The sequence below is a fragment of the Franconibacter helveticus LMG 23732 genome (assembly GCF_000463115.2).
Taxonomy (GTDB): domain Bacteria; phylum Pseudomonadota; class Gammaproteobacteria; order Enterobacterales; family Enterobacteriaceae; genus Franconibacter; species Franconibacter helveticus.
Window position 1 is genome coordinate 68,938 of sequence record NZ_AWFX01000026.1, and the last position, 26,516, is coordinate 95,453.

General features: G+C 54.9%; 19 protein-coding genes. 9 read left to right on the top strand and 10 right to left on the bottom strand.

Annotated features, from left to right (window positions below; genetic code table 11):
* Positions 1-32 precede the first annotated feature (32 nt).
* The 3 genes from focA to pflA all read left to right on the top strand — a co-directional run bounded on the left by focA (position 33) and on the right by pflA (position 4,157).
* On the top strand, positions 33-890 hold the full coding sequence (gene focA, locus DW56_RS08130; protein WP_024551243.1) for a formate transporter FocA: 858 nt from the start codon (positions 33-35) through the stop codon (positions 888-890).
* Between the two features lie 51 nt (positions 891-941).
* Positions 942-3,224: a formate C-acetyltransferase gene (gene pflB / locus DW56_RS08135; RefSeq protein WP_024551242.1), complete on the top strand. Its 2,283-nt coding sequence runs from the start codon at positions 942-944 to the stop codon at positions 3,222-3,224.
* 192 nt (positions 3,225-3,416) lie between these two features.
* On the top strand, positions 3,417-4,157 hold the full coding sequence (gene pflA / locus DW56_RS08140; RefSeq protein ID WP_024551241.1) for a pyruvate formate lyase 1-activating protein: 741 nt from the start codon (positions 3,417-3,419) through the stop codon (positions 4,155-4,157).
* Between the two features lie 46 nt (positions 4,158-4,203).
* Here the strand turns inward: pflA and DW56_RS08145 are convergent, their stop codons facing one another.
* The 6 genes from DW56_RS08145 to lrp all read right to left on the bottom strand — a co-directional run bounded on the left by DW56_RS08145 (position 4,204) and on the right by lrp (position 13,792).
* Positions 4,204-5,352 (bottom strand): MFS transporter, encoded by a 1,149-nt coding sequence (locus tag DW56_RS08145; protein WP_024551240.1) that lies wholly within the window; start codon positions 5,350-5,352, stop codon positions 4,204-4,206.
* Positions 5,353-5,646: 294 nt separating this feature from the next.
* Positions 5,647-6,939, bottom strand: a complete 1,293-nt coding sequence (gene serS, locus DW56_RS08150; protein WP_024551239.1) for a serine--tRNA ligase — start codon at positions 6,937-6,939, stop codon at positions 5,647-5,649.
* A 91-nt stretch (positions 6,940-7,030) separates the two neighbouring features.
* A complete protein-coding gene (gene rarA / locus DW56_RS08155) occupies positions 7,031-8,374 on the bottom strand; it encodes a replication-associated recombination protein RarA (RefSeq protein ID WP_024551238.1) in 1,344 nt (447 codons plus the stop codon).
* 10 nt (positions 8,375-8,384) lie between these two features.
* On the bottom strand, positions 8,385-8,996 hold the full coding sequence (gene lolA / locus DW56_RS08160; RefSeq protein ID WP_024551237.1) for an outer membrane lipoprotein chaperone LolA: 612 nt from the start codon (positions 8,994-8,996) through the stop codon (positions 8,385-8,387).
* Between the two features lie 188 nt (positions 8,997-9,184).
* Entirely contained in the window at positions 9,185-13,177 is a 3,993-nt protein-coding gene (gene ftsK / locus DW56_RS08165) for a DNA translocase FtsK (protein ID WP_029589756.1), read from the bottom strand.
* Between the two features lie 120 nt (positions 13,178-13,297).
* Positions 13,298-13,792 carry a leucine-responsive transcriptional regulator Lrp gene (gene lrp / locus DW56_RS08170; RefSeq protein WP_000228469.1) on the bottom strand — a complete coding sequence of 165 codons (495 nt, stop codon included), beginning with the start codon at positions 13,790-13,792 and terminating at the stop codon, positions 13,298-13,300.
* A gap of 494 nt (positions 13,793-14,286) precedes the next feature.
* Here lrp and trxB point away from each other — a divergent pair, with 494 nt between their 5' ends.
* The 5 genes from trxB (at position 14,287) to infA (ending at position 20,114) form a co-directional block, all read left to right on the top strand.
* Positions 14,287-15,255, top strand: coding sequence for a thioredoxin-disulfide reductase (gene trxB, locus DW56_RS08175; protein WP_024553850.1), 969 nt, complete (start codon positions 14,287-14,289; stop codon positions 15,253-15,255).
* A 116-nt stretch (positions 15,256-15,371) separates the two neighbouring features.
* Positions 15,372-17,138 carry a heme ABC transporter permease/ATP-binding protein CydD gene (cydD, locus tag DW56_RS08180; protein WP_024553851.1) on the top strand — a complete coding sequence of 589 codons (1,767 nt, stop codon included), beginning with the start codon at positions 15,372-15,374 and terminating at the stop codon, positions 17,136-17,138.
* Positions 17,139-18,860, top strand: a complete 1,722-nt coding sequence (gene cydC / locus DW56_RS08185) for a heme ABC transporter ATP-binding protein/permease CydC (protein ID WP_024561996.1) — start codon at positions 17,139-17,141, stop codon at positions 18,858-18,860. It abuts the gene before it with no gap.
* A 47-nt stretch (positions 18,861-18,907) separates the two neighbouring features.
* On the top strand, positions 18,908-19,612 hold the full coding sequence (gene aat / locus DW56_RS08190; protein WP_024554076.1) for a leucyl/phenylalanyl-tRNA--protein transferase: 705 nt from the start codon (positions 18,908-18,910) through the stop codon (positions 19,610-19,612).
* A gap of 283 nt (positions 19,613-19,895) precedes the next feature.
* Positions 19,896-20,114, top strand: a complete 219-nt coding sequence (gene infA / locus DW56_RS08195) for a translation initiation factor IF-1 (RefSeq protein ID WP_001040187.1) — start codon at positions 19,896-19,898, stop codon at positions 20,112-20,114.
* A gap of 86 nt (positions 20,115-20,200) precedes the next feature.
* Here infA and clpA read toward each other — a convergent pair whose 3' ends face one another.
* Both clpA and clpS read right to left on the bottom strand, forming a co-directional pair.
* Positions 20,201-22,474: an ATP-dependent Clp protease ATP-binding subunit ClpA gene (gene clpA, locus DW56_RS08200; RefSeq protein ID WP_024554077.1), complete on the bottom strand. Its 2,274-nt coding sequence runs from the start codon at positions 22,472-22,474 to the stop codon at positions 20,201-20,203.
* A gap of 28 nt (positions 22,475-22,502) precedes the next feature.
* The gene (gene clpS, locus DW56_RS08205) at positions 22,503-22,823 is read right to left on the bottom strand and encodes an ATP-dependent Clp protease adapter ClpS (RefSeq protein ID WP_024554078.1); all 321 of its coding nucleotides are present in this window, start codon (positions 22,821-22,823) and stop codon (positions 22,503-22,505) included.
* A 324-nt stretch (positions 22,824-23,147) separates the two neighbouring features.
* On the opposite strand from clpS, the gene cspD reads away from it, so the two are divergent.
* Positions 23,148-23,369: a cold shock-like protein CspD gene (gene cspD, locus DW56_RS08210; protein ID WP_024561997.1), complete on the top strand. Its 222-nt coding sequence runs from the start codon at positions 23,148-23,150 to the stop codon at positions 23,367-23,369.
* 64 nt (positions 23,370-23,433) lie between these two features.
* Here the strand turns inward: cspD and macB are convergent, their stop codons facing one another.
* Both macB and macA read right to left on the bottom strand, forming a co-directional pair.
* Positions 23,434-25,380 carry a macrolide ABC transporter ATP-binding protein/permease MacB gene (macB, locus tag DW56_RS08215; protein ID WP_024554080.1) on the bottom strand — a complete coding sequence of 649 codons (1,947 nt, stop codon included), beginning with the start codon at positions 25,378-25,380 and terminating at the stop codon, positions 23,434-23,436.
* On the bottom strand, positions 25,377-26,492 hold the full coding sequence (gene macA, locus DW56_RS08220; RefSeq protein ID WP_024561998.1) for a macrolide transporter subunit MacA: 1,116 nt from the start codon (positions 26,490-26,492) through the stop codon (positions 25,377-25,379). Before macA ends, macB begins: the two co-directional genes overlap by 4 nt.
* Positions 26,493-26,516 lie beyond the last annotated feature (24 nt).

Sequence of the window (26,516 nt, forward strand, 5' to 3'; positions counted from 1 at the left end):
CTCCTCGCCGACTGAATAAAGAGAGAGTTAGTGTGAAAGCTGACAACCCTTTTGATCTATTACTTCCAGCTGCGATGGCGAAAGTTGCCGAGGAAGCTGGCGTTTATAAAGCGACGAAACATCCGCTGAAAACCTTCTATCTGGCGATTACGGCTGGTGTCTTCATTTCCATTGCTTTTGTTTTCTATATCACCGCGACAACCGGCACCGCCACGATACCCTTTGGGATAGCGAAACTTATCGGTGGTATCTGTTTCTCGCTTGGCTTGATTCTTTGCGTTATTTGCGGCGCCGATCTCTTTACTTCAACCGTTCTGATTGTGGTAGCTAAAGCCAGCGGGCGTATTACCTGGGGGCAACTGGCGCGCAACTGGTTGAATGTCTATATCGGCAACCTGATAGGGGCGCTCCTCTTTGTTCTGCTGATGTGGCTGTCGGGCGAGTATATGACCGCTAATGGCGCATGGGGCATGAATGTCCTGCAAACGGCAGACCACAAGCTGCATCACACTTTTATTGAGGCCGTGTGCCTCGGCATTCTGGCGAACCTGATGGTCTGTCTCGCGGTCTGGATGAGCTATTCCGGTCGCAGCCTTGTCGATAAAGCGTTCATTATGATTTTGCCGGTTGCCATGTTCGTTGCCAGCGGCTTCGAACACAGTATCGCGAATATGTTCATGATCCCGATGGGCATTGTTATCCGCGACTTCGCCAGCCCGGAATTCTGGACCGCCGTCGGTTCTTCTCCGGACCAATTTTCTCATCTGACTGTTGTGAATTTCATCATTGATAACCTGATCCCGGTGACAATCGGTAATATTATCGGTGGTGGTTTATTAGTCGGATTGACGTACTGGGTCATTTACCTGCGTGGCGACGATCATCATTAACGATCGTTCCAGGCAGTAAATAAAAAATCCACTTAAGAAGGTAGGTGTTACATGTCCGAGCTTAATGAAAAGTTAGCCACAGCCTGGGAAGGTTTTGCTAAAGGCGACTGGCAGAATGAAGTAAACGTACGTGACTTCATCCAGAAAAACTACACCCCGTATGAAGGCGACGAATCCTTCCTGGCTGGTGCAACTGATGCAACCACCAAGCTGTGGGACAGCGTAATGGAAGGCGTTAAACTGGAAAACCGCACTCACGCGCCAGTTGATTTCGACACTTCCGTCGCTTCTACCATCACTTCGCACGACGCGGGCTATATTAACAAGTCCCTTGAGAAAATCGTCGGTCTGCAAACGGAAGCGCCGCTGAAACGCGCCATTATCCCCTTTGGCGGCATCAAAATGGTCGAAGGTTCCTGCAAAGCGTATAACCGCGAGCTGGATCCTGCGCTGAAAAAAATCTTCACCGAATACCGTAAAACTCACAACCAGGGCGTGTTTGACGTTTATACGCCGGACATTCTGCGCTGCCGTAAATCTGGCGTGCTGACTGGTCTGCCAGACGCCTATGGCCGTGGCCGCATCATCGGTGACTACCGTCGCGTTGCGCTGTACGGCATCGACTACCTGATGAAAGACAAGTTCGCGCAGTTTGCTTCTCTGCAACAGGACCTGGAAAACGGCGTGAACCTGGAAGCCACTATCCGCCTGCGTGAAGAAATTGCTGAACAGCACCGTGCGCTGGGTCAAATTAAAGAGATGGCGGCGAAATATGGCTGCGATATCTCCGGCCCGGCAACTAACGCTCAGGAAGCGGTACAGTGGACCTACTTCGGCTACCTGGCTGCCGTGAAATCCCAGAACGGCGCGGCAATGTCCTTTGGTCGTGTTTCCACTTTCCTCGACGTTTACATTGAACGCGACCTGAAAGCGGGCAAAATCACCGAGCAAGACGCCCAGGAAATGATTGACCATCTGGTCATGAAACTGCGTATGGTTCGCTTCCTGCGTACCCCGGAATATGACGAACTGTTCTCCGGCGACCCGATTTGGGCAACCGAATCCATCGGCGGTATGGGCGTTGACGGCCGTACTCTGGTGACCAAGAACAGCTTCCGCTTCCTGAACACCCTGTACACCATGGGGCCGTCTCCGGAGCCGAACATCACCATCCTGTGGTCTGAAAAACTGCCTCTGAACTTTAAAAAATTCGCGGCGAAAGTCTCCATCGACACCTCTTCTTTGCAGTATGAGAACGATGATTTGATGCGTCCGGACTTCAACAACGATGACTACGCTATCGCTTGCTGCGTAAGCCCGATGGTTGTTGGTAAGCAGATGCAGTTCTTCGGCGCGCGTGCAAACCTCGCCAAAACCATGCTGTACGCCATCAACGGCGGCGTGGATGAAAAACTGAAAATGCAGGTTGGTCCGAAATCTGAACCGATCAAAGGCGATGTCCTGAACTTTGATGAAGTGATGGAACGTATGGATCACTTCATGGACTGGCTGGCTAAACAGTACGTCACTGCGCTGAACATCATTCACTACATGCATGATAAATACAGCTATGAAGCTTCACTGATGGCGCTGCATGACCGCGACGTTATCCGCACTATGGCTTGTGGTATCGCAGGTCTGTCAGTTGCGGCGGACTCCCTGTCTGCTATCAAATATGCAAAAGTGAAACCGGTTCGTGACGCAGACGGCCTGGCTGTCGACTTCGAAATCGAAGGTGAATATCCGCAGTTCGGTAACAACGATGCTCGCGTGGATGACCTGGCGGTTGACCTGGTTGAACGTTTCATGAAGAAAATTCAGAAACTGACCACCTATCGCAACGCTATCCCGACGCAGTCTGTTCTGACCATCACCTCTAACGTGGTTTATGGTAAGAAAACCGGTAATACCCCGGATGGCCGTCGCGCTGGCGCGCCGTTTGGACCGGGCGCAAACCCGATGCACGGCCGTGACCAGAAAGGCGCTGTCGCTTCTCTGACCTCCGTTGCAAAACTGCCGTTCGCCTATGCGAAAGATGGTATCTCCTATACCTTCTCCATCGTTCCGAACGCGCTGGGTAAAGACGACGAAGTGCGTAAAACCAACCTTGCAGGTTTGATGGATGGTTACTTCCACCATGAAGCCTCCATCGAAGGCGGTCAGCACCTCAACGTGAACGTGATGAACCGTGAAATGCTGCTCGACGCAATGGAACACCCGGAGAAATATCCGCAGTTGACCATCCGCGTTTCCGGTTACGCTGTGCGCTTTAACTCTCTGACTAAAGAGCAGCAGCAGGACGTGATTACCCGTACTTTCACTCAGACTATGTAATTTAAGGTTTGACTGAAAAGGCGTACAATGAAGGCTCCACCTTTGTGGGGCCTTTCTTATACCCCCCGCTCCCCTGCGAGCCGTTTTTGCAGATCGCTTATAATTGAGTTATCTGGCAAAAGAGACTCGACGCGGCAACGAGACCGCGCTCACAAGGCCTGACATCAAGGCCAGAACTGGAGAAACACCGCAATGTCAGTAAATGGTCGCATTCACTCCTTTGAATCCTGTGGCACTGTCGATGGCCCGGGGATCCGTTTTATCACTTTCTTTCAGGGCTGCCTGATGCGTTGCCTCTACTGCCACAACCGGGATACCTGGGACACGCATGGCGGTAAAGAAGTGACGGTAGAAGAGTTAATGAACGAGGTGGTGACCTATCGTCATTTTATGAATGCGTCTGGCGGCGGCGTCACCGCTTCCGGTGGTGAAGCGATTCTTCAGGCGGAGTTCGTGCGCGACTGGTTTCGCGCGTGTAAAAAAGAAGGCATTCATACATGTCTTGACACTAACGGCTTTGTTCGCCGCTACGATCCGGTTATTGATGAACTGCTTGAAGTCACCGATCTGGTGATGCTGGATCTCAAACAGATGAATGATGAAATCCACCAGAATCTTGTGGGCGTCTCTAATCATCGTACGCTTGAGTTCGCACGTTATATTGCTAATAAAGGCATCAGAACCTGGATTCGTTACGTTGTGGTGCCCGGCTGGTCGGACGACGACGACTCTGCGCATCGCCTGGGCGAGTTTACACGCGACATGGGTAACATTGAAAAAATCGAACTGCTGCCCTATCACGAATTAGGAAAGCATAAGTGGGTCGCTATGGGCGAAGAGTACAAGCTCGATGGCGTTAAGCCGCCTAAGAAAGAGACCATGGAACGCGTTAAGGGCATTCTTGAGCAGTACGGTCACAAAGTCATGTACTAACAACGCTTAAACAGCAAAATGCCCGCATATAGCGGGCATTTTAGTATCAGGCATGTGCCACTGGCGTAGGATGTTCGCCTGCTTTACGCAGCAACATCATCAGATAAATAAATGACACGCTGGCGATCATGACAAAAAGCAGACTGTCTGAATAGCTCTGCATCAGCGAGGCAGTCAACGTTGGGCCAAGTAAGCTGCCGATGGTATAACTCAGCAGCAGCGCCTGGTTCATTGCAACCAACTGATGCGGCGCTACTTTCTCGCAGGCCCACGCCATGGCGACAGGATAAAGCGTAAACCCTGCCGCTCCCAGTACAAACAACGTCGGCCCCATTGCTGCGTTGCTCAACATGGCCATACAGCCCATGATGACGACGAACACCTGAACACGCAGCACCAGCAGACGTCCAAAACGGTCCGCCAGTTTACCAATCGGCCACTGGCCGACAATGCCTGCGCTGACCATAACCGCCATCCAGAAACCGATGCCGGAATCGCTGACGCCCTGGTGATTGAGATAAAGCGGCATCAGACCATAAAGCGAACCCAGAACAATACCGGAAATAATACAGCCGTTAACGCCAAGGCGAGCCTGACGCAGACGCAGCATAGGCCAGACGTGAGTTGTCTCTTGATGCTCGCTATGGGTGTTTACGATGCGGGTAAAGACAAGCGGCAGAATGCCCGCGATAATCATTCCCGTTACCCACGGCAATACATTCATCAGCTCTGTTGAAACCTTGCTGACAAGCAATTGCCCGACAACGGTGCCAACATAATAAACCATCATATAGGCAGCAAGCAGGCGTCCGCGATTGCGTGATGTTCCGCTACACATCAGAGCGCTTTCGACCACCACCCAGATCATCGCGCAACCCACCCCGGCAATAAAGCGCCATGCGAACCAGCTCCAGAAGCCCATCATCAGCCCAAGGCCGGCGCATCCTACAGCAAAAATAAGCGAGGCAATGTAATAGCTGCGATTAAAGCCGAGCTTTTTAATCAGCGCGCCCGTAATCAGCGTGCCGAGTAAGTTGCCGGTGAAATAAGAAGAGCTGACCATACCCACTTGCCAGGTAGGCAGGTTTTCATGGGCGAGCCAAAGCGGCACCAGCGTATTTAAAACCGCTATTGCCAGGGTCAACAAAAGCAGGCCACAGAGCAGAAGCAGCACTGGCCGGGTATAGATGGACATTGGGGCTAAACCGTGAGGATCAAAAGAAATTCGTGCGCATCATGCCACTGGCATAATTAAAGTCAATGTGCCGCCACGGCCCATTCACACAATTTGTTTATCAACGATGAACGGTATTGATTCTGCCTTTGGCTTTAGCGAGGCGCCACAGGCTTAATGCTTTGTAATTAATAGGTTTATATGAAAAGCGAAGTAAAAAAACAGAAGAAAAAATTCATCGAACGAAACGATGTATTTGGAAGCGTGAGGGGCGTAAAAAAAGCGCCCGCAGGCGCTTTTTATTCTGTCGGTTAATCAACCGATATACTCGAGACCTTTCATATAAGGACGCAGCACTTCCGGGATCTCAATTCGCCCATCCGCTTGCTGATAGTTTTCCAGCAGCGCGACGAGCGTACGGCCTACCGCCAGGCCGGAGCCGTTAAGCGTATGCACGAGACGCGTTTTCTTGTCGGACTTGCTGCGACAGCGAGCCTGCATGCGGCGCGCCTGGAAATCCCAGACGTTGGAGCAGGAAGAAATCTCACGATAGGTGTTCTGTGCTGGCACCCAGACTTCAAGGTCGTAAGTTTTACAGGCGCCAAAGCCCATATCGCCAGTACACAACAGCACCTTACGGTACGGCAAACCAAGCAGTTGCAGCACTTTTTCTGCGTGCCCCGTCATCTCTTCCAGTGCGTCCATGGAATCTTCCGGACGAACGACTTGCACCATTTCTACTTTATCGAACTGGTGCATACGAATAAGACCACGGGTATCGCGACCGTAGGAGCCAGCTTCTGAACGGAAGCAAGGTGTATGCGCCGTCATTTTAATTGGCAGCGACTCCTCTTCCAGAATTTCGTCGCGCACCAGGTTCGTCAGCGGCACTTCAGCGGTCGGGATCAACGCATAATTGCTGCTGTCCGCTTCTTCTTCCAGCGGACGGGTATGGAAAAGGTCGCCTGCGAATTTTGGCAACTGGCCAGTGCCATAGAGCGTATCGTGGTTAACCAGGTAAGGCACATAGTTTTCGCTATAGCCGTGCTCTTCAGTGTGCAGATCCAGCATGAACTGAGCCAACGCGCGGTGCAAACGCGCAATCTGCCCTTTCATAACCACAAAACGCGAACCCGTGAGTTTAACCGCGCTGGCGAAATCCAGTCCGCCATGCATTTCGCCAAGCGTAACGTGATCGCGCACTTCAAAGTCGAATTGGCGAGGAGTTCCCCAACGACTGACTTCCACATTATCGTTTTCATCTTTGCCTACCGGCACGCTGTCGTCCGGAAGGTTCGGAATAGTCAGCGCGATGTCGCGAATTTCCGCTTGCAGCGCATCCAGCTCGGTTTTCGCTGCATCCAGCTCTTCGCCCAGCTTGTTGACTTCAAGACGTAACGGCTCGATATCTTCCCCGCGCGCTTTCGCCTGGCCGATGGATTTCGATCGCGAGTTACGCTCTGCCTGTAGGTTCTCAGTTTTAACCTGTAAAACCTTACGACGCTCTTCGAGAGCGCGCAGCTTATCTACGTCCAGCTTAAAGCCCCGGCGTGCCAGTTTTTCAGCGACTGCGTCTGGCTCGGTACGCAGCAGATTGGGATCGAGCATGCTTATCCTGTGCTTATCGAATTGAAAAGGAAGGCGACCGCAGCCTGCGGTCGCGCAGAAATAGAGGGATAACCTTACCGCAACGCCCGCGCTAGCGGTAGCGTTTTGTGGGGCTTTTCTGATCCTGTTCAGCAAGCCAGGCGAGCTTTTCGCCAATCTTGCCCTCAAGACCTCTGTTTGTCGGGTGATAATAGCGAGTTTGTGTCATTTCGCTGGGGAAATACTCTTCGCCTGCGGCATACGCATTAGGCTCGTCGTGGGCATAGCGATATTCCTGGCCGTACCCCATTTCTTTCATCAATTTGGTGGGCGCATTTCTTAAATGCACGGGAACGTCGTAATCAGGACGTTCACGGGCATCCCGCATCGCGGCTTTGAAAGCGGTATAAACAGCATTGCTTTTGGGCGCACAGGCCAGATAAACAATGGCCTGGGCGATTGCCCGTTCGCCTTCTGCTGGGCCTACGCGGGTAAAGCAGTCCCAGGCCGAAAGCGCGACTTGCATAGCGCGGGGATCGGCGTTGCCGACATCTTCTGAAGCAATAGCCAGACAGCGGCGCGCCACATACAGCGGGTCACCGCCTGCGCTGATGATCCTGGCATACCAGTAAAGCGCCGCGTCTGGCGCTGAACCGCGTACCGATTTGTGCAAAGCGGAGATCAGATCGTAAAACCGGTCGCCTTTATTATCAAAGCGAGCGCTACGTTCGCCAGCGATTTCGGTCAAAAGCTCAGGCTTAAGGAGGCGTTTCCCTGTGTCGTCCGCTTCTGCCATATCCGCCATCATTTCCAGCGTATTAAGCGCCCGTCGGGCGTCGCCGTTCACCAGTTCTGCTATAGCCCGGCGCGTCTCTTCAGGCAAAATAATATCCTGGCCGCCATAGCCGCGGTTACGATCGTTCATTGCCTGGTCAAGAACCTGCTCGATATCTTCGGTCGTAAGCGATTTCAGCAGATAAACGCGAGCACGGGAGAGCAACGCCGAATTTAGCTCGAATGAAGGGTTTTCCGTCGTGGCGCCAATAAAGGTGATGGTGCCATCTTCAATATGCGGTAAAAAAGCGTCCTGCTGGCTTTTATTGAAGCGGTGAACTTCATCGACAAAGAGGATAGTGCGACGCCCCGCGTTACGGTTTTGGCGCGCACGCTCTATTGCTTCGCGAATCTCTTTTACGCCCGAAGTGACAGCCGAAATGCGTTCTACATCAGCGTTCGCATAACGGGCTATTACTTCGGCAAGGGTGGTCTTGCCGGTACCTGGCGGCCCCCACAGGATCATGGAGTGCAGATGACCGGCTTCGATTGCTCTGGGCAGCGGTTTGCCCGGCGCCAGCAAATGCTGTTGGCCGATGTATTGCGCTAAATTTTCTGGCCGCATGCGAGCGGCCAGAGGCTGAAAAGCGTTATCAGAAAAATCGAGCGACAGATTGCTCACCCGCACCTCTTTACTTTCGCTGATCGTCAACGGTAACGCCTTGCGGCGGCGTAAAGGTAAACTTGCTCATGTCCACAGCGCCATTCTGCTGGGATTTAAGCTGATAGCTACTGCGCTGGTCGTCCTGCTCAACGGCGCTGAACTGGTGAATAGTGCCGTCGCGCCCAACGTTAATCGTAAACTGCTTCAGATTGCCGCTGGCGTTCTTTGGCGTCAGCACAAAGTCATCGCCGTTCTGCTTGATATTATATTGCTGCCAGTCATTCGTTTGATTACGGGCAATCAGCATAAACGGCGTATTACTGGTGGCATCTTTAAGCCAGGTGGCGCTCGCCTGCTCTACAAAAGGATTATAGAACCAAAGCGTTTTACCATCTGAAACCAACACGCTTTCATCAGGCTGGGTCATATGCCAGTTGAAAAGATTAGGACGTTTTACCCATAAATCGCCCTGGCCTTCCTGTACTGCCGCCCCGCTGCCGTCGGTGACTTTCTGAGTAAAGCTGGCGTGGAAGCTGCTTACTTTGTCGAGACGGGATTTCAGATCGCTGGCGGCATCCGCCCAGACGCTGCTCACGGTAAAAGCAGAAAGCAAAGCACAAGTCATGGCGATTTTTTTCATTGTTATTCCTCAGATTCGCTAGTTCCCGAGACGGGAGAACTTTCTGTCGATAACTGTAGCCAGATAAGCGCGACGGCCGACAGAAGAAAATGCTGATTTTTGACTTGTTTACCCATCTTTGCAAAAACCAGACAAGAAGGTGGTGAGAAACGCCCCGTCCTCAGCAGTGAAAACGAGGCGTACCGGTATTACTCAAAAGGCGGCGGAGCCAGAACTTCGCGGTTGCCGTTATGGCCTTGTTCGCTGACGATGCCCTGCATCTCCATTTGCTCAATAATTCGCGCCGCACGGTTGTAGCCAATACGGAACTGACGCTGAACGCCTGAAATGGAGGCCTTGCGTTTTTCAACCACAAAAGCCACGGCCTGATCGAACAGCGGATCAAGCTCCTCGCCGCCGTCGAAGCCGCCGCCACCGCCTTCGCTGTCGCCATCTGAGGTGATGCCTTCAACGTATTGCGGACGGCCGCGAGCTTTCCAGTCTTGCACCACAGCGTGAACTTCCTGATCGCGGACAAACGCGCCATGCACACGCACCGGAATAGAAGAGTTCGGGCCGGAATAAAGCATATCCCCCATGCCGAGCAGCGACTCCGCGCCGCCCTGGTCGAGAATAGTGCGGGAGTCGATTTTGCTGGATACGGTAAAAGCGATACGCGTGGGGATGTTGGCTTTGATCAAGCCAGTAATAACATCCACGGAAGGACGCTGTGTCGCCAGCACCAGGTGGATACCTGCCGCACGCGCCTTTTGCGCAAGGCGTGCGATAAGCTCTTCGACTTTTTTACCCACCGTCATCATCAGATCGGCAAATTCATCTACCATCACTACGATGTAAGGCAGTTTTTCCAGCACCGGGTGCGTAGCATCCATGCTGTCGCCCGGCTTCCAGTAAGGATCGGGGATGGGGCGGCCCATACGTTCCGCTTCCATTATCTTCTCGTTGTAGCCCGCAAGATTTCGCACACCCAGCGCCGACATCAGCTTATAACGACGCTCCATTTCGTTGACGCTCCAGCGCAACGCATTGGCGGCATCTTTCATGTCGGTGACAACTTCCGTCAACAGGTGCGGGATCCCCTCATATACAGACAGCTCAAGCATTTTCGGGTCGATCATGATAAAGCGCACCTCTTCCGGCGTCGCTTTATAGAGCATGCTGAGGATCATGGCGTTTACGCCAACTGACTTACCTGAGCCAGTGGTGCCCGCCACCAGAAGGTGCGGCATTTTCGCCAGGTCAGCAACAACAGGTTCGCCAGCGATATCTTTACCCAGCACGACCGAAAGCGGAGACGGATTATCGCGGAATTTATCGCAATCCAGTACCTCACGCAGGTATACCGTCTGACGCTTCTTGTTGGGCAGTTCAAGACCCACATAAGGTTTGCCAGGGATAACCTCAACAACACGTACCGCTACGGTGGAAAGCGAACGAGCAAGATCCCGTGAGAGGTTAGAAATGCGCGCTGCTTTGACGCCGGGTGCAAGGTTCAACTCAAAACGGGTGATAACCGGCCCCGGAGAGTAATTCACCACATCGGCTTTAATACGAAAATCTGCCAGACGCGCTTCTACCAGACGCGCCATTTGCTCCAGCGCGAACGTATCAACCGGCTCCACCTCGGCAGGCGGCGATGAGAGAAGATCCAGCGATGGCAGCGGCGTAGTCGGTTTATGAGCCGGGCGTTCTTCGCCATTGCGCATCAACAGCGGATGAATAAGCCCGCCAGACGAAGGCGGAGCAGACTGCTGAACCGGCTGCGCCTGATACGCAGGCGGCTGAACCGGCTGTTGCGGCTGCGTCTGATAAGCAGGCGGCTGAACCGGCTGCTGCTGCGCCTGATAGGCAGGCGGCTGAACCGGCTGTTGCGGCTGCGTCTGATACGCAGGCGGCTGAACCGGCTGCTGCTGCGCCTGATAGGCAGGCGGCTGAACCGGCTGCTGCGGCTGCGGCTGACGAGCCTCGACAGCGGGTTCACTAAAGCCGGGGGTAAATAACGGTTCGCTCGGGCCGTCGTCTAATAGCGCCTTTGTCGGGGAAAAGTCGAAATCGTCCAGCGAGAAAGGCGAAGCGCCCGCAGGCTGCTGCGCAGCATAGCGTTGCTGCTGGGCTGAAGCGAACTGACGCGCCAGCTCTGCCTGCTCGGCAGCCTCTTCATCTTCAGGAGCGTGATGCTGGTCTGGCGCATAGGTCTCGCCGTAGCGCTGTTGCTGGGAAGAGGCAAACTGGCGAGCCAACTCATCCTGCTGCTGCGCTTCAGCTTCTTCATCTGACATGTAAGCCTGTTCAGCCTGACGCCGCTCCGCCTCGCGGGCCTGTTCTTCCGCCATGCGTTGCGAAGGCAATTTAATGCCATAAGAAGCCAACTCGCGGCGCGTTGGTACGCGAACGCGATTCGGTCGCGGCAACTGCGGGCCAATCCCCTCTTTTACCTGCGGACGAGGCGCATCGCCAGCAACGCTAAAGACAGGCGCAGTTACGGCTGCGGCGACGCCTGCCGCTTTAACCGCTTCTTTAACAACCGGCGCCGCAGAGGCCGCGGAGATGCCTGTTGATGATGCATCTGGCAAACCGAATGGTAAGGCAGAGGATGAAGCATCAAAAGCAGGCTTAGCGGCTGGCGCAGGCGTTTCGTGCTGTTGAACGGGTTCCGGAACGGGTTGATACCAGGCAGCCAGTTGCTCACGCTCGCGGGCGCGTTGCGCCTCCACTTCTTCAAAATGATAAAGCGGCGGCCTGGCGGGTTTCACTTCCTGCGGCTCGATAACGGGTTCCGGCGCGGCGGGCGCTTCCCAGGCCGGGTTAACCGGATCCTGCGCAGGCGCTGCCCACTGCCGGGTATTATCCTGAGAATGAGACTGTTCATCCCAGGGATGCGAATGGGGTTGAGGTGGCGCAGGCGATACGGGTTGTTGATACGGCTCAGGAGAAGCGTATCCCGGCGTATTATCTGCCCACGCCTGTTGAGACGCTGGCATCTGGGGCTGCATGGCGCCCGGCTGAGTCAGATAGTTATCCGGCGCAGGGGCGATAACCGGATCGGGTCCTTGCACGGTTGGCGCATGCTGCCAGGCGACAGCGGGCGTATCCATTGCAGCCTGTGGCGCAGGCGTTGCGACCGGCTCAGCGGACATCACCGCCTCTTCAGGCGCAGCCCAGGCCTGCGCCGCGGTCGTGGCCGCCGCCGCTGCGGCAACCGGTTCTGTCACTGGATAGCCTTTTAACAGCGGATCGTTTTCATCCACATACTCTTGCGTAACCCTGTGGCCGGAAAAAAGCACATCATCAGGATCGGCTGCAACGCCTCGCGCCGTATAAAGAACGTCATCTTCATCGTCCATGCGCTTGCCTGAAAAGAGCGCCGCATCGGTTTTGCGCCCCACAGGATTGGCGAATTTTTCAGCAAGGCGCTGACGGCGCGCTAAAGCACCACGAAGAATACGTGCGCGGCGGGACTCTCCTTTTGCCTTAACAGGTTCGCGCGCTTCCTCTTCATATTCGTCGTGCTCTTCGTCTTCATCATCGTATTCGTATTCGTCATCCTGCCAGGTGTCATCGCGACGAGTGCGATTGCTGGCGAACGTCAGTACGCTCAGGACAACGCTGCCGATTTTCTCAGCGATGCTGACCCATGACCAGCCGGTAAATAGCGTCAGCCCGGCGCCCCAGACGCATAAAAGCGCGATAGTGCCGCCGCTGCTGTTAAGCAAAGGCATCATGGCGGTGCTAAGGAGGCTGCCGATAACGCCGCCGGAGGCGAAATACCAGATATCGTCGACGTTGATTGCCGCCAGACCGCAGGAGGTAAGAATGAGGGCAATCACGCCGATCAGCCGCAGCGAGACCGCAAAATAGTCGATATAGTCTTCGTTGCTGCGATGACGCCAGGCAAACCAGCAGCCGCCTACGATAATCACCGGGATGGTGTAAGCCATCACGCCGAAGATAAAGAACAGCGTGTCGGCGAGCCATGCGCCAGGGGCGCCGCCAAGATTATGAATAGGCTCATGCCAGGCGGTTTGCGACCAGCTGGGATCAGAGGGGTTGAAACTCAAAAGCGCGGCCATCAGCCAGACGGCAAACAGCACGACGAGGATCAGCATCGCCTCCAGCAAACGGCGACCGCTGCTTAATTTGGTCAGTGTGACTTCTTTGTCTTCGGTGTATTCCTGGCTCAAGAAAGGCTCTCCAGGTCCTTGTAACTAAAACGGACAACAGCGCCGGGTTACCCCGACACTGTTGCTGTATGGATTAACAGGAGTGTACTCAAACTGCGCCCGATTTGCACCACTTGTGCGTTAGCGAGTCTTGATAACCAGACGATTGCTCTGTTTAACCTCTTCCATTACCACGTAAGTGCGCGTGTCGTTCACGCCAGGCAGACGCAGTAAGGTCTCACCGAGTAATTTACGGTAAGCGGACATATCAGGCACGCGCGTTTTCAACAAGTAGTCGAAATCACCGGAAACCAGATGACACTCCTGAATTTCTTCCAGTTTTTGCACTGCGGCGTTAAATTGCTCAAATACATCGGGCGCGCCGCGATTCAGAGTAATCTCAACAAACACCAGCAGTGATGCATCCAGATAATGCGGGTTCAGCAGCGCCGTATAGCCCTGGATAAACCCTTGTCTTTCCAGTCGACGAACGCGCTCAAGGCACGGCGTCGGTGAAAGTCCCACTCTTTTTGAAAGCTCGACGTTAGAAATACGCCCATCCTTTTGCAGCTCATTAAGAATGTTACGATCGATACGGTCGAGATCTTTGCCAGGGCGCTTCTTGCTATCTACCATTATTATTGTCTCTCTGTATTCCTTCCCTACACCTGCCACTACCCTGTTCACTTCACTGTTCAGGGTCTAATGTAAGAAGACCGTTGCCCACAGGCAGTCGTCGACATCACGCATGGCGTCTGTCCACACCATGCGTAGATTTCAATGACACGGATAAATTGCACGCTCTTTATGCGCGAATGCGCTTAAGCCAGAGTAAATGCTATTTTCTTCCTCGAATGTTTTCGCAAAAGCGCAGGGGATTGTCAAAGCAAAACATCTTTTTTTAGTAGAACGTGCCAGACACTGATAACGACCAGCGATTATTCCTCATTTTATCACCTGATAGCGTGACGATAATTAGAAGTAAATTTAATAATCAAAACGGGTGAATTTTACTCATTCATCGGCCTTTTCTATTACACACATCGTTAACAAAATTGCTGCGCCCTTTTTTTACTTTCTTAAATTCCCTACAATCCAGCCCATTGTCTGCCAACAACAATGAGGATCTCATGGGCACGGCTAAACACAGTAAGCTGCTTATTCTTGGCTCTGGCCCTGCGGGATACACCGCGGCGGTCTATGCTGCGCGCGCCAACCTGAACCCGGTCTTAATCACCGGTATGGAAAAAGGCGGCCAGCTCACTACCACTACCGAAGTGGAAAACTGGCCGGGCGACCCGCATGATCTCACCGGGCCGTTGCTGATGGAACGTATGCACGAGCATGCGGCAAAGTTCGAGACAGAAATTCTGTTCGATCATATCAACAAAGTGGATTTGCAAAACCGTCCGTTCCGCCTGACCGGCGACAACGGCGAGTACACTTGCGACGCGCTTATCATCGCAACCGGCGCTTCGGCGCGTTACCTGGGCCTGCCCTCGGAAGAAGCGTTTAAAGGCCGCGGCGTTTCCGCCTGTGCAACCTGCGACGGCTTTTTCTACCGTAACCAGAAAGTGGCGGTTATCGGCGGCGGCAACACGGCAGTGGAAGAAGCGCTGTATCTGGCGAATATCGCTTCCGAGGTGCATCTGATTCACCGTCGCGAAACGTTCCGCGCAGAAAAAATTCTTATCAAGCGCCTGATGGATAAAGTGGAAAGCGGCAATATCGTGCTGCATACCAACCGCACACTTGAAGAAGTGACGGGCGATCAAATGGGCGTTGCGGGCCTGCGTATCCGCGATACGCAAAACCCGGATCATGTTGAATCGCTGGAAGTGGCCGGTCTTTTCGTGGCTATCGGCCACAGCCCGAACACCGCTATCTTCGAAGGTCAGCTGGCGCTGGAAAACGGCTACATTAAAGTGCAGTCCGGCATTCATGGCAACGCGACTCAGACCAGCGTACCGGGCGTTTTTGCCGCGGGCGACGTTATGGATCATATCTATCGTCAGGCGATTACCTCCGCCGGCACCGGCTGTATGGCGGCGCTGGATGCAGAACGCTATCTTGACGGCCTTGCTGAAAACAACAGCTAATTCTGCAAGTTGACCAGGGCGACGAATCAGTCGCCTTTCTTTTTGCCCCGTTGTAACATTGCGTGCACCTTCGCCGCCCGGCGAGCTTAATGGACTTCATCTGTTTACTGCACGCCATGAATAAAACCCGTCAACAAGAACTGACCCGCTGGTTAAAACAGCAAAGTGTGATTTCCCGTCGCTGGCTTAATCTGTCGCGCCTGACCGGCGTCATCAGCGGCGTGCTTATCGTCGCCCAGGCCTGGCTGCTGGCTTATCTTCTGAACAGCATGATCATGCAGGCGATCCCTCGCGAGGCGCTGCTGCTGCCCTTTGCGCTGCTGATTATCGTTTTTGTTCTGCGCGCCTGGGTGGTGTGGCTGCGGGAGAAGATCGGCTTTCGCGCCGGTCAGCATATTCGCGCGCATATCCGAAGCCTGGTGCTCGACCGTCTGCAACAGGCGGGGCCGGCATGGATCCAGGGAAAACCCGCAGGCAGTTGGGCCACGCTTATCCTTGAACAGGTAGACGACATGCATGACTTTTATGCCCGTTACCTGCCGCAAATGGCGCTGGCCGCCAGCGTGCCGTTGTTAATTGTACTGGCGATATTCCCCTCAAACTGGGCGGCGGCATTGATTTTGCTCGCCACCGCACCGCTCATTCCGCTGTTTATGGCGATGGTGGGGATGGGCGCGGCGGACGCTAACCGCCGTAACTTCCAGGCGCTGGCTCGTCTGAGCGGCAACTTTCTTGACCGTCTGCGCGGCATGGAAACCCTGCGTCTGTTTCACCGCGGCGCGGCGGAAACCGAACAAATTCGTCGCGCTTCGCAAGATTTTCGCCAGCGAACCATGGAAGTGTTGCGTCTGGCATTTCTTTCATCGGGGGTGCTGGAGTTTTTTACCTCGCTGTCTATTGCGCTGGTGGCGGTCTACTTTGGCTTCTCTTATCTCGGCGAACTCAACTTTGGCCATTATGGCGCAGGCGTGACCCTGGCTTCCGGTTTTCTTGCGCTGATTCTGGCGCCTGAGTTTTTCCAGCCGCTGCGCGATCTGGGCACCTTTTACCATGCCAAAGCGCAGGCTACTGGCGCGGCCGACAGCCTGAAGACGTTCCTTGAAACGCCTTTGCAGCATCCCGAACGCGGCAGCGTTGAACTCTCTCCAGGCGGCGCCATTGCGCTGGAAGCAAAGGAATTGATTATCCTTTCGCCGGAAGGAAAACGTCTGGCCGGTCCGCTGACCTTTTCCCTGCCGGCAGGCCAACGCGCCGTACTGGTAGGCCAGAGCGGCGCGGGTAAAAGCTCGCTGCTCAACTTACTGTCCGGCTTCCTGCCTTATGAAGGTTCTGTACTGGTAAATGGTACAGAGCTACGGGAGCTGGCGCCTGAGAGCTGGCGGCGTCAGCTTAGCTGGGTCGGACAGAACCCGCAGTTGCCCGCCGCCACGCTTCGGGAAAACGTGTTGCTTTCTAACCCCGATGCAAGCGATGCCGCGCTCGATGCCGCCCTGGATAAGGCCTGGGTAAAAGAGTTTTTGCCGATGCTGCCTGAAGGTATTGATACCCCGCTCGGCGATCAGGCTTCTCGCCTCTCTGTCGGCCAGGCGCAGCGGGTGGCTGTCGCCCGCGCATTGCTTTCTCCGTGCGGCCTGTTGCTGCTTGACGAACCTGCCGCCAGCCTTGATGCCCACAGCGAACAGCGCGTCATGCAAGCGCTGGATGCCGCCTCTACCCAGCAAACTACGCTCATGGTGACACATCAGCTTGATCACCTCGCGGCGTGGGACGCTATCTGGGTTATGCGCGATGGACAGATTATCGAGCAAGGCGATTTTGCAACGCTTGCCGCCGCGCAGGGGCCTTTCGCCGCGCTGCTGGCCCATCGTCAGGAGGAGATTTAAATGCGCGCTTTGTTGCCTTATCTGGCGCTTTATAAACGCCATAAGTGGCTGCTGACGTTAGGCGTTGCCCTCGCCATTGTCACGCTGCTGGCGAGCATCGGTTTATTGACGCTCTCCGGTTGGTTTCTTTCCGCTTCCGCTGTCGTGGGCGTGGCGGGCGTTTACAGTTTCAACTATATGCTGCCTGCCGCAGGCGTGCGCGGCGCGGCTATTATCCGCACTGCTGGCCGCTATTTTGAACGACTGGTCAGCCACGACGCCACCTTTCGCGTGCTGGAGCACTTGCGGGTATTTGCTTTCAGTAAACTGCTCCCCCTTTCTCCCGCAGGGCTGGCGCGTTTTCGTCAGGGTGAATTGCTTAACCGTTTAGTGGCTGATGTAGACACCCTTGATCATCTCTATTTGCGGGTGATCTCACCGCTGGTGGGCGCGCTGGTGGTCATCGCGGTGGTTACGCTGGGCTTAAGCTGGCTTGATGTCACGCTGGCGTTAACGCTGGGCGGCATTATGCTGGGCACGCTGCTTCTTCTGCCTCCCCTCTTCTACCGCGCAGGCAAACCTACCGGTGAAGCGCTAACCCACTACCGCGCCAGCTACCGTCAACAGCTTACGGCCTGGCTGCAAGGGCAAGCGGAGTTAACCCTGTTTGGCGCCAGCGATCGCTACCGGGGTGAGATGGAAGCCAGCGAACTCGCCTGGCATGAGGCGCAGCGCCGGCAGGCTGGCCTGACGGCATTGTCGCAGGCGGTGATGCTGCTTATCAGCGGCGTTGCGGTTGTGCTGATGCTCTGGATGGCCGCAGGCGGCGTCGGCGGTAACGATGCTCCCGGCGCGCTGATCGCCCTTTTCGTATTTTGCGCGCTGGCGGCTTTTGAGGCGCTGGCGCCAGTTACCGGGGCTTTTCAGCATCTGGGACAGGTTATCGCCTCGGCCCGACGCGTGACTCAGGTCGTTGAACAGAAACCGGACGTGACTTTTCCTGATGCCTCGCAGAGCGCGCCGGAAAACGTCGCGTTAGCGCTGAACGACGTCGCTTTTCGCTATCCCGGACAAACCGAGCCTGCGCTTCGCGGTATTACGCTTGATATCAGTGCAGGGGAACATATCGCGCTGCTGGGCCGCACCGGCTGCGGTAAATCCACCCTTTTGCAGCTACTGACGCGCGCCTGGGACGTTTCAACCGGCGCCATTACCCTAAACGGCGAGCGGATCGAAACCTTCAGCGAAGCCGCCTTGCGCGCCGCCATGAGCGTCGTTCCGCAGCGCGTGCACCTGTTCAGCGCCACGCTTCGCGATAATTTACTTCTTGCCGCGCCTGAGGCCCGGGACGAGGCGTTGCGCGCCGTGCTTGAGCGTGTGGGGCTGGAAAAGCTGCTTGAAGGCAGCGGCCTGAACGCCTGGCTCGGCGAAGGCGGCCGCCAGCTCTCCGGCGGCGAGCTGCGCCGTCTGGCCATCGCGCGCGCGTTGCTGCACAACGCCCCGCTGCTGCTGCTTGATGAGCCGACAGAAGGCCTGGATGCCGAAACAGAGAAGCAGATCCTTGATTTGCTGACAGAAGTGGCAAAAGAAAAAACAATGCTGATGGTGACGCATCGACTGCAAGGCTTAATGCGTTTTGACCGAATAATTGTGATGGACAACGGCGAAATAATTGAGCAAGGTAAGCACGCTGAATTAATGGCCTCAAAGGGGCGTTATTACCAGTTTCACCAGCGCCTGTAGACTATGATTGAACGATAACTTGCCGCGTAGTATGGAGACACGACGTCATGCGTCTGGTGCAGCTTTCTCGTCATTCTATCGCCTTCCCCTCGCCTGAAGGCGCGCTGCGCGAGCCCAACGGGCTGCTGGCGTTAGGAGGCGATTTAAGCCCGGCGCGACTGTTAATGGCCTATCAGCGCGGCATCTTTCCCTGGTTTTCGCCGGGCGACCCTATCTTATGGTGGTCGCCCGACCCGCGCGCCGTGCTTTTTCCCGAAGCGTTTCACTTAAGCCGGAGCATGAAGCGTTTTCATCGCCAGTCGCCCTATAGCGTAACGCTAAATTACGCTTTCGATCGCGTGATCGAAGGCTGCGCGGAAGATCGCAGCGACGGAACCTGGATCACCCCTGAAGTCGTGGTTGCCTGGCAGCGTCTCCATGAGCTTGGGCATGCGCATTCCATTGAAGTGTGGCGGGAAAAGGAACTGGTCGGCGGTATGTACGGCGTTGCCCAGGGGGCGCTGTTTTGCGGCGAATCTATGTTCAGCCGCCAGGAAAACAGTTCGAAAACCGCGCTGCTGGTCTTTTGCGATTACTTTGCTCAACAAGGCGGCAAGCTGATAGATTGCCAGGTGCTGAATGCCCATACCGCCTCGCTTGGCGCCATCGAAATTTCCCGGCGCAGCTATCTCGCTTATCTTGATGAAATGCGCCAGATCCCTCTCTCCGGGGCGTGCTGGGTACCTAAAACACTCTTTAACAGCCTGCGTTAAGCAATGTTTTCGGCACATTTTTTGTCAGGGTGTTATACTACAGCACGCAGAATTATTCAGCGCATTCTCCCTCCGCCGTTTGGGACTGGCACGCATCAGGTAACGCCCTCATCGTTTATCTCATCGCCTCATTTACGCCAGCGCCGCGCGCGCGAGGAAGTGTTGTGTACAGCATTCGGAATTAACCTTGCGGTGTATTTGCCCGCAAAATCTTTACTTAACAGGTGAACTTCGGCATTATCTTGCCGGTTCAAACTACGGTAGTGATACCCCAGAGGATTAGATGGCCAAAGAAGACAATATTGAAATGCAGGGTACCGTTCTGGAAACGTTACCGAACACCATGTTCCGCGTTGAGCTGGAAAACGGTCATGTGGTAACGGCCCATATCTCCGGTAAAATGCGTAAAAACTACATCCGCATTCTGACGGGCGACAAAGTGACTGTTGAGCTGACCCCGTACGACCTGAGCAAAGGCCGCATTGTCTTCCGTAGTCGCTAAGCATTTCCGTTCGCCGCACCTTGCGGCGACGCCAGAAAACAAAAAGGCCGGGATTATCCCGGCCTTTTTTATTGGCTTACGCGCTGTCAGTGCGCCGTTTCCGGCTTGTGTTTTTGCGCGCCGTGGAAATTGTAGGTCAGCTGGTCTTTTTCTTTATCCAGCGCCACAATGACCTGCCCGCCATCCACCAGCGAGCCGAACAGCAGTTCGTTCGCCAGCGGTTTTTTCAGGTTGTCCTGAATAACACGGGACATCGGACGCGCGCCCATGGCACGGTCATAGCCTTTATCCGCCAGCCAGTCGCGCGCTTCCTGACTAACCTCAAGCGACACGCCTTTCTGGTCCAGCTGCGCCTGAAGCTCGACAATAAACTTGTCGACTACCTGATGAATCACCTCGGTTGAGAGGTGGTTGAACCAGATAATATTGTCCAGACGGTTGCGGAACTCCGGCGTAAACACCTTCTTGATCTCTTCCATCGCGTCGGTGCTGTTGTCCTGGTGAATAAGGCCAATCGACTTACGCTCGGTTTCCCGCACGCCAGCGTTAGTGGTCATCACCAGAATAACGTTACGGAAATCCGCTTTGCGGCCGTTGTTATCGGTCAGCGTGCCGTTATCCATTACCTGCAACAGCAGGTTAAAGACATCCGGATGCGCCTTTTCGATTTCATCAAGCAGCAGAACCGCATGCGGATGTTTGATCACCGCGTCGGTTAACAGCCCGCCCTGATCGAACCCGACATACCCCGGAGGCGCGCCAATCAGGCGGCTCACCGTGTGGCGCTCCATATACTCAGACATATCAAAGCGCAACAGCTCGATGCCCAGCGCTTTAGAGAGCTGCACCGTTACCTCGGTTTTCCCTACCCCGGTTGGACCGGCGAAGAGGAAGGAACCTACCGGTTTACGGTCATGCCCCAGCCCGGCGCGGCTCATCTTGATCGCTTCGGTTAACGCCTCGATGGCTTTATCCTGGCCAAAGACCAGCATTTTCAGACGATCGCCCAGGCTCTTGAGCGTATCGCGATCGCTTGCCGAAACGCTTTTCTCCGGAATACGGGCAATACGGGCCACAACAGATTCGATATCTGCGACGTTGATCGTTTTCTTACGCTTGCTGACCGGCATGAGACGCGCCCGCGCGCCCGCTTCATCAATGACGTCAATAGCTTTATCAGGCAGATGGCGGTCGTTGATGTATTTCACCGCCAGTTCCACCGCGGCACGTACCGCTTTCGCGGTGTAACGCACATCATGATGCGCTTCGTACTTCGGCTTCAGGCCGTTAATAATCTGTACCGTTTCTTCCACGCTCGGTTCAGTAATATCAATTTTCTGGAAGCGACGCGCCAGCGCGCGGTCTTTTTCGAAAATATTGCTGAACTCCTGATAGGTCGTCGACCCCATCACGCGGATTTTACCGCTTGAAAGCAGCGGCTTAATCAGGTTGGCGGCATCCACTTGTCCGCCGGACGCGGCGCCCGCGCCGATGATAGTGTGGATTTCGTCAATAAACAGGATGCTGTTGTTATCCTGCTCCAGCTGTTTAAGCAGCGCCTTGAACCGTTTTTCAAAATCACCGCGGTATTTCGTTCCCGCCAGCAGCGAGCCGATATCCAGCGCATAGATAGTGCAGTCGGCCATTACTTCCGGCACGTCGCCCTGCACAATACGCCAGGCGAGCCCTTCCGCAATCGCCGTTTTCCCCACGCCCGATTCGCCAACCAGCAGCGGGTTATTTTTACGGCGGCGGCAGAGCACCTGAATGGTCCGCTCCAGCTCTTTGTCACGCCCAATCAGCGGGTCGATGCCGCCTACACGAGCAAGCTGGTTAAGATTGGTGGTGAAGTTTTCCATACGCTCCTCCCCGCCTGCTTGCTCTTCATTAACTGGATTGGTGTGATCGGAGGCCTGGTTAGGCTCGTCTTTCCGGGTTCCGTGAGAGATAAAGTTCACCACGTCGAGCCGGCTCACTTCATGCTTACGCAGCAGGTATGCCGCCTGGGACTCCTGCTCGCTGAAAATCGCCACTAAGACGTTAGCGCCGGTCACTTCGCTGCGACCAGAAGACTGAACGTGGAACACCGCACGCTGCAACACGCGCTGGAAGCTGAGCGTGGGTTGGGTATCGCGCTCTTCTTCGCTCACGGGCAGGACGGGTGTGGTTTGTTCGATGAAGGCCTCAAGTTCCTGACGAAGCGCCACCAGATCCACAGAGCACGCTTCCAGCGCCTCGCGAGCCGATGGGTTACTGAGCAAAGCCAGTAACAGATGCTCGACGGTCATAAACTCATGTCGGTGCTCGCGCGCTCTGGCGAAAGCCATATTTAAACTGAGTTCCAGTTCTTGGTTGAGCATAGGCACCCCCCTCAATTGTCTGCCTTATTCAGGCTTTTTCCAGCGTACACAGCAACGGATGCTCGTTCTCCCTCGCATAATCGTTCACCAAGGCCACTTTCGTCTCCGCGACTTCTGCGGTGAAAACGCCGCAGATGGCTTTTCCCTGATAGTGAACTGTCAGCATCAGTTGCGTTGCACGTTCTACATCATAAGAAAAGAACTTTTGTAGCACGTCAATAACAAATTCCATTGGCGTGTAATCATCGTTCATTAATATAACTTTATACATAGATGGCGGTTTTAGCGCTTCGCGCAGTTCATCTTCCGCCAACTGGTAAAAATCCAACCAACCTTTCGCTTTACCCATTGCCAGTCGTCATGATGTGGTTACGGTTTGCCAGGCGTTGCCTGACGGTTCTGGTGGAGGGAATACGCACCCCGAATCTACCTTAGCAGCCCGATAATAATCCCCTATTACTGCTATTCGCGAGCTCTGTCACATTAACGGAAATAGCGTTAACTGCTTCAAATTTTTGACTCATTTTTGCCCGGCTCACCCCTGCATACGCTTGACGCGATGGTTGATTTCTCTAAATTGTACAAGCGTGAGTTGGCGAGGTTTTGAACAGCCCGCCCTTACCCACCGGTTCATTCCATCTTACTCAATAAGACTTATGAAGGATGTCGAAGCATGGAGACGGGTACAGTTAAATGGTTCAATAACGCCAAAGGCTTTGGTTTCATCTGTCCTGAAGGCGGCGGCGAAGATATCTTCGCGCATTATTCCACTATTCAGATGGACGGTTACAGAACGCTTAAAGCCGGACAAATGGTCAGGTTTGATGTACATCAGGGCCCAAAAGGCAACCATGCCAGCCTGATCGTGCCCTACGAAGCAGAATCGGTTGCGTAACTCTTCTGTTTCATTGTGTACATCCCGCTCTTAAAATGCCAGTCCGGATGACTGGCATTTTTCTTTACTCTCTTGCCAGAGCGTCGACAGGGTTAAGCCGTGCGGCGTTACGCGCCGGCAACCAACCAAATATTACGCCCGTCGCGGTAGAGCAAAGAAAAGCGGTCGCCAGCGCAAGCGGCGAAAAACCAATTTCCCAGCCGGGTAAAACCAGTTGCAGCAGAAACGCGATTAAGAGCGAAAGCGCGATGCCGAGCGCGCCGCCAACAAGACAAACCAACACCGCTTCTATCAGAAATTGCTGCAAGACATCGGCCGCTCTCGCCCCGACCGCCATGCGAATCCCGATTTCACGCGTGCGCTCGGTTACCGATACCAGCATGATATTCATAACGCCAATGCCGCCCACCAGCAAAGAAATGACCGCGACCAGCGTAAGAAAGAGCTGAAGAGTACGTGTGGTCTTTTCCGCCGTTTTCAACAGCCCATCCATATTCATGGTGAAAAAATCTTTCTTGCCGTGGCGCAACGCCAGCAAGCGGGTGAGCTGCTGCTCCGCCTGCGTGCTGTCATAGCCTTCATTTACCCGAACGGTAATCGAGTTCAGCCAAGACTGCCCCATCATGCGCCCGGCCATGGTGTTATAGGGCAACCAGGCGCGCAGGATTTTGCTGCTGCCGAACATAGACTGCTTCTCTTGCGCTACGCCAATCACTGTCGCTGGCATATTGCCGACCAGGATAATTTCCCCTACCACATTCACTTTATTGGGAAAAAGCTGGCGGCGGGCGTTTTGATCCAGCACCACAACCTGAGCGCGTCCTTTTAGTTGTTCATCATTAAATGTGTTGCCTTCGCTGAAGGTCATGCCGTAGACATTAAAATATTGCCCGCTTACGCCGTTAGCGCTGGCCGCCACATCGACATTGCCATAACGCAGGCGCAGGTTTTGTGAAAGTGCAGGCGTTGCGGAGCGCACCCAGGGCTGTTTCTCTATCGCCGTTAAATCTTCATATTTCAGCGCTTGCTGATACTGCGGGTCGTCATCGCCAAAATCTTTCCCGGGATAGACATCAATCGTGTTCGTCCCTATCGAGCGGATATCCTGAAGTACAAGCTGTTTGGCCGCATCGCCCACCACCACAATGGACACCACCGAGGCGATGCCGATGATGATGCCGAGCATAGTAAGCAGCGTGCGCATTTTATTGGCGGCCATCGCAAGCCAGGCCATGGTTAACGCCTCGCGAAAGCTGCTGACGAACTGCTGCCATGCGCCGCTTGCCTGAGCCGCTTCGTTCAGCGCTTTATGACGCGTGCCAGTCTGGCGCGGCGGCGGGTTGCTGATGATTTCGCCGTCGCGAATTTCAATAACGCGCTCTGCCTGCGCGGCGACGGTTGGGTCATGCGTGACGATAATCACCGTATGGCCGCGATCGCGCAGTTGTTTCAGCGTCGCCATTACCTCTTCGCCGGAATGGCTGTCGAGGGCGCCGGTAGGCTCATCGGCCAGGATAACCTGGCCGCCGTTCATCAGCGCGCGGGCAATACTCACGCGCTGCTGCTGCCCGCCGGAGAGCTGCGAAGGCTGATAATCCACACGCTCAGCAAGACCCAGCCGGGCGAGCAGGTCCCGGGCGCGCTGCTGGCGCTGTTTGCGCCCAATGCCGGCATAAATCGCCGGCACTTCTACGTTTTGCGTCGCCGTCAGGTGTGAAAGCAAATGATAACGCTGGAAGATAAAACCAAAATGTTCGCGCCGCAGCCGCGCCAGCTCATCGCCGCTTAAGGTCGATACATCAACGCCTGCAACCCGATAGCTGCCGCTGGTGGGGTTATCAAGACAGCCGAGAATATTCATTAGCGTCGACTTGCCGGAACCGGAAGCGCCGACAATCGCCACCATTTCGCCTGCTTCAATAGAAAGAGAGATCCCTTTCAGCACTTCAACCTGCTCTTCTGCGGAAGGGTAGCTTCGGCGAATGCCATTTAGCTCAAGCAATGCGCTCATGGCGCACTCCCTTCGGCGGCGCGGCCGGTAACGACCTCATCCCCTTCCTCCAGGCCTTTCGCCACTTCCACTTGCGTATCGTTGCGGGCGCCGATGGTCACCTCGCGCTCCCGGGTTTCGCCATTACGCAGCAGCGTAACTTTATAGCGATTATCGCCTGTCGGATCGCCCAGCGCCGCCAGCGGAATAGTCAGCACGTTTTTAACGCCGCCCAGTTGAATATGCACCTGCGCGGTCATCTCAAGGCGCAGCACGCCCTGCGGGTTCGGTACTTCGAAGCGGGCATAGTAGAAAATGGCGTCGTTGATTTTTTCCGGCGTCGGCAGAATATCTTTCAGCGTGCCTTCATAACGGGTTAGCGGGTCGCCCAGCACGGTAAACCAGGCCTTCTGCCCGGGCCTGAGATGAATAACGTCTGCTTCAGAAACCTGCGCTTTTACCAGCATCGTGCTGAGATCGGCCAGGGTAAGAATGTTTGGTGCCTGCTGCGCTGCAATAACCGTCTGGCCCTGTAACGTGGTTATCTGGGTCACTTCACCCGTGATAGGCGCGGTAATACGCGTATAGTCGAGGTTGGTTTTCGCGGTATCCAGCGAAGCCTGGTTGCGCTTAATTTGCGCGTCGATGGTGCCGGCCTGCGCTTCTTTAACCGCCAGTTCCGTTGCCGCCGTATCCAAATCCTGTTGTGAAACCGCCTGCGTCTGGGCCAGACGCCGCTGGCGGGCAAGCGTCACTTGCGCAAGCTTCAGTTCCGCCGCAGCCTGGCGCCGCTGCGCGCGCAGCTCCATCAGGGTCGCTTCCACTTCCTTAATCTGGTTCTCCGCCTGTTCCGGGTCGATAACGCCCAGCAACTGATCCTTTTTCACTTTATCGCCAATGCTGACCGACAGCGTTTTGAGCTGCCCGCTGACCTGCGCGCCGACATCCACTTTACGCAACGCATCCAGCTTGCCGGTAGCAAGCACGCTCTGCGCCAGATCGCCCTTGCGCACAATCATGGTCTGGTACTGCGGCAGCGGCGCGTTGAGCGTCCGCCAGAGCCAGATGCCTGCGATCAGCAATGCCAGCACCAGCAGCAGATAGCGTTTTTTTACTTTTCCCTTAATTTTCATAAGCGTCCTGATCGTCTGAACGGG

Excerpts from the sequence above, each read along its gene's own strand:
- infA (WP_001040187.1), top strand. The coding sequence starts at position 19,896 with ATGGCCAAAGAAGACAATATTGAAATGCAGGGTACCGTTCTGGAAACG.
- serS (WP_024551239.1), bottom strand. The coding sequence starts at position 6,939 with ATGCTCGATCCCAATCTGCTGCGTACCGAGCCAGACGCAGTCGCTGAA.
- cydC (WP_024561996.1), top strand. The coding sequence starts at position 17,139 with ATGCGCGCTTTGTTGCCTTATCTGGCGCTTTATAAACGCCATAAGTGG.
- clpA (WP_024554077.1), bottom strand. The coding sequence starts at position 22,474 with ATGCTCAACCAAGAACTGGAACTCAGTTTAAATATGGCTTTCGCCAGA.
- aat (WP_024554076.1), top strand. The coding sequence starts at position 18,908 with ATGCGTCTGGTGCAGCTTTCTCGTCATTCTATCGCCTTCCCCTCGCCT.
- macB (WP_024554080.1), bottom strand. The coding sequence starts at position 25,380 with ATGAGCGCATTGCTTGAGCTAAATGGCATTCGCCGAAGCTACCCTTCC.
- DW56_RS08145 (WP_024551240.1), bottom strand. The coding sequence starts at position 5,352 with ATGTCCATCTATACCCGGCCAGTGCTGCTTCTGCTCTGTGGCCTGCTT.
- clpS (WP_024554078.1), bottom strand. The coding sequence starts at position 22,823 with ATGGGTAAAGCGAAAGGTTGGTTGGATTTTTACCAGTTGGCGGAAGAT.
- macA (WP_024561998.1), bottom strand. The coding sequence starts at position 26,492 with ATGAAAATTAAGGGAAAAGTAAAAAAACGCTATCTGCTGCTGGTGCTG.
- pflB (WP_024551242.1), top strand. The coding sequence starts at position 942 with ATGTCCGAGCTTAATGAAAAGTTAGCCACAGCCTGGGAAGGTTTTGCT.
- trxB (WP_024553850.1), top strand. The coding sequence starts at position 14,287 with ATGGGCACGGCTAAACACAGTAAGCTGCTTATTCTTGGCTCTGGCCCT.
- pflA (WP_024551241.1), top strand. The coding sequence starts at position 3,417 with ATGTCAGTAAATGGTCGCATTCACTCCTTTGAATCCTGTGGCACTGTC.
- cspD (WP_024561997.1), top strand. The coding sequence starts at position 23,148 with ATGGAGACGGGTACAGTTAAATGGTTCAATAACGCCAAAGGCTTTGGT.
- cydD (WP_024553851.1), top strand. The coding sequence starts at position 15,372 with ATGAATAAAACCCGTCAACAAGAACTGACCCGCTGGTTAAAACAGCAA.
- lolA (WP_024551237.1), bottom strand. The coding sequence starts at position 8,996 with ATGAAAAAAATCGCCATGACTTGTGCTTTGCTTTCTGCTTTTACCGTG.
- lrp (WP_000228469.1), bottom strand. The coding sequence starts at position 13,792 with ATGGTAGATAGCAAGAAGCGCCCTGGCAAAGATCTCGACCGTATCGAT.